Raw genomic sequence first — 2,465 nt, 5'->3', positions numbered from 1 at the left:
TCGTGGCATTCGACCGCGGCGGCGTGTTCGCCGTGGCGACCCGCCTGCCCCACGGGCTGAAGGCCGCGGGCGGATGGCGCGACACGGTCGTGCTGCTGCCTGACACGCCCGTGGTCGACGTGCTGACCGGCCGATCCTTCGCCGGCGGCCCGACCCCCCTGGCCGATCTGCTGGCGTTCCTCCCGGTCGCCCTGCTGATCTTCTGACCCTCTCTTCGCGAGCGCGTGAGGCGCCGGGAATCGTCGCCTCATGCGCTCGCGAAGCGACAATTCCTGGCACCTCACGCGGAGAGAAGGACACCGGCATGAGCATCGACGTTTGGGCACCGAAAGCAGAGCGGGTGCGACTGCGCCGGTTGGACGACAGCGGCGACACCGTGATCGAGGACATCGAGATGGAGTCCGCGACGGACGGCTGGTGGACGGCGCCGGTCGACCTGACCGACGGCGAGCGCTACGGCTTCGTGCTGGGCGACGGCGACGATCTGCGTCCCGACCCGCGCTCGCGTCGTCAGCCCGGCGGCGTGCACGAGGCCTCGGCGTGGTTCGATCCCTCGGTCTACGCGTGGAACGACGCCGCCTGGACGGGCAAGCAGCTCGCCGGCGGTCTGATCTACGAGCTGCACCTGGGCACCTTCACCCCCGAGGGGACCCTGGATGCCGCGATCGGCCGGCTCGACCACCTGGTCGACCTCGGGGTGACCCACGTCGAACTGCTGCCGGTGAACGGCTTCAACGGCACCTGGAACTGGGGCTACGACGGGGTGCTCTGGTACACCGTCCACGAGGCCTACGGCGGACCCGAGGCCTACCAGCGTTTCGTTGACGCCGCCCACGCGGCGGGGCTGGCCGTCATCCAGGACGTCGTCTACAACCACCTCGGCCCCTCGGGCAACTACCTGCCCGAGTTCGGCGCGTACCTGCGCGAGGGCAGTCGCAACACCTGGGGCGACTCGGTCAACCTCGATGAGGACGCCGTGCGCGCCTACATCGTCGAGAACGCCCTGATGTGGATGAGCGATTACCACGTCGACGGCCTTCGCCTGGATGCCGTGCACGCGCTGCTCGACCACCGCGACCCGCACGTGCTGCAGGAGATCGCCGAGCGCACCGACGCCCTGTCGGCGCACCGCGGCATCCCGCTCACGACAATCGCCGAGAGCGACATGAACGACCCGAAGCTGATCCTCCCGCGCGAGGCCGGCGGCTACGGACTCACGGCGCAGTGGTCGGACGACTGGCACCACACGGCGCACGTCGCCCTGACCGGCGAGACGATCGGCTACTACGAGGACTTCGCCGACCTCGACGCCTTCCGCAAGGTCAGCGAGGGCGGCTTCTTCCACGACGGCACCTACTCGTCGTTCCGCGAAGAGAAGCACGGCAAGCCGATCCCGGACGACGTGCCCAACTGGCGACTCGTCACCTTCGCGCAGGACCACGACCAGATCGGCAATCGCGCCGCCGGAGACCGCCTGTCGCAGACGCTCGGCTACGACCGGCTCGCCGCCGCCGCCGTGCTGACCCTCACCGCTCCCGGAACGCCGATGCTGTTCATGGGCGAGGAGTGGGGCGCCACGACCCCGTGGCAGTTCTTCACCTCGCACCCCGAGCCCGAGCTCGGCAAGCTCACCGCCGAGGGGCGCATCGCCGAGTTCGCCAAGATGGGCTGGGACGAGGACAGCGTCCCCGACCCGCAGGACCCCTCGACGTTCGAGAACTCGAAGCTCGACTGGGACGAGGTGGGTGAGGGCGACCACGCCCAGCTGCTCGGCCTTTATCGCGAGCTGGCGAAGCTCCGCCGCGAGCGTCCCGAGCTGACCGATCCCTCCCGCGAGGGCCTGTCAGCCGCGGCGCGCGAGGCCGAGGGCGGGCGCGTCTACGAACTGCACCGCGGCGACCTGGTGGTCGTGGTGAACCTCTCGGATGCCGAGGCCTCGGCATCCGTCGCCCCCGGCGCCCGCGTCCTGCTGGCCACCGCCGAGGGCGTGGTGCTCGACGGCTCCGCCGTCACCGTTCCCGCGGGAGCCAGCGCGATCGTCGCCCCCGCGCTCTGACCGGCCGCCGACGGCCCCGCTCCTCCGGGGCGGGGCCGTCAGCGTGCGAGGTCGATACGGCCCATTGCGGCCTGGACGGCGACCGCGGCCGCTCCGCGTGCCCACGCCGTGAACCCGGAGTGATCCGGGTGGAGCGACACGGGGGACGCCGAGGGCGGGCGGAGCTGCGAGACCGCCGCCTCGGTGCGTTCGCGCAGCAGGTCGAAGGCCTGCATCCCCTCGCCCGCGAGCACGACGTCGGAATGCAGCGAGAGGGTGGTCGCGAGGGCGCAGAGCGCGCCGAGGGCGTCGCCCGTGTCGGCGAACAGTTCGCGCAGCACCGGGTCCCCGGCGCGTGCGAGGGCGATCGCGTAATCGAAGCCGATCGCGCGCCCGAGGGCCCGCGACGCCCGCCGCTCGATCGCGGTGG

Annotated in this window: 2 protein-coding genes and 1 pseudogene; 2 read left to right on the top strand and 1 reads right to left on the bottom strand. The window is 71.5% G+C overall.

Annotation, left to right across the window (positions count from 1 at the left end; genetic code table 11):
* A partial coding sequence (locus tag DBR36_RS09600) for a hypothetical protein (protein WP_146185304.1) occupies positions 1-206 on the top strand: 206 nt, incomplete at its 5' end.
* Positions 207-268: 62 nt separating this feature from the next.
* Positions 269-2,056 carry a malto-oligosyltrehalose trehalohydrolase gene (gene treZ, locus DBR36_RS09595; protein ID WP_258222694.1) on the top strand — a complete coding sequence of 596 codons (1,788 nt, stop codon included), beginning with the start codon at positions 269-271 and terminating at the stop codon, positions 2,054-2,056.
* 38 nt (positions 2,057-2,094) lie between these two features.
* Here the strand turns inward: treZ and DBR36_RS17700 are convergent.
* A pseudogene (locus tag DBR36_RS17700) lies at positions 2,095-2,465 on the bottom strand (ROK family protein); the annotation flags it as partial.

It is taken from the genome of Microbacterium sp. HMWF026, assembly GCF_003061325.1.
Classification (GTDB): Bacteria; Actinomycetota; Actinomycetes; order Actinomycetales; family Microbacteriaceae; genus Microbacterium; species Microbacterium testaceum_E.
The sequence above is the reverse complement of the archived record's forward strand: the minus strand, read 5'-3'. Positions and strand labels throughout refer to the sequence as shown.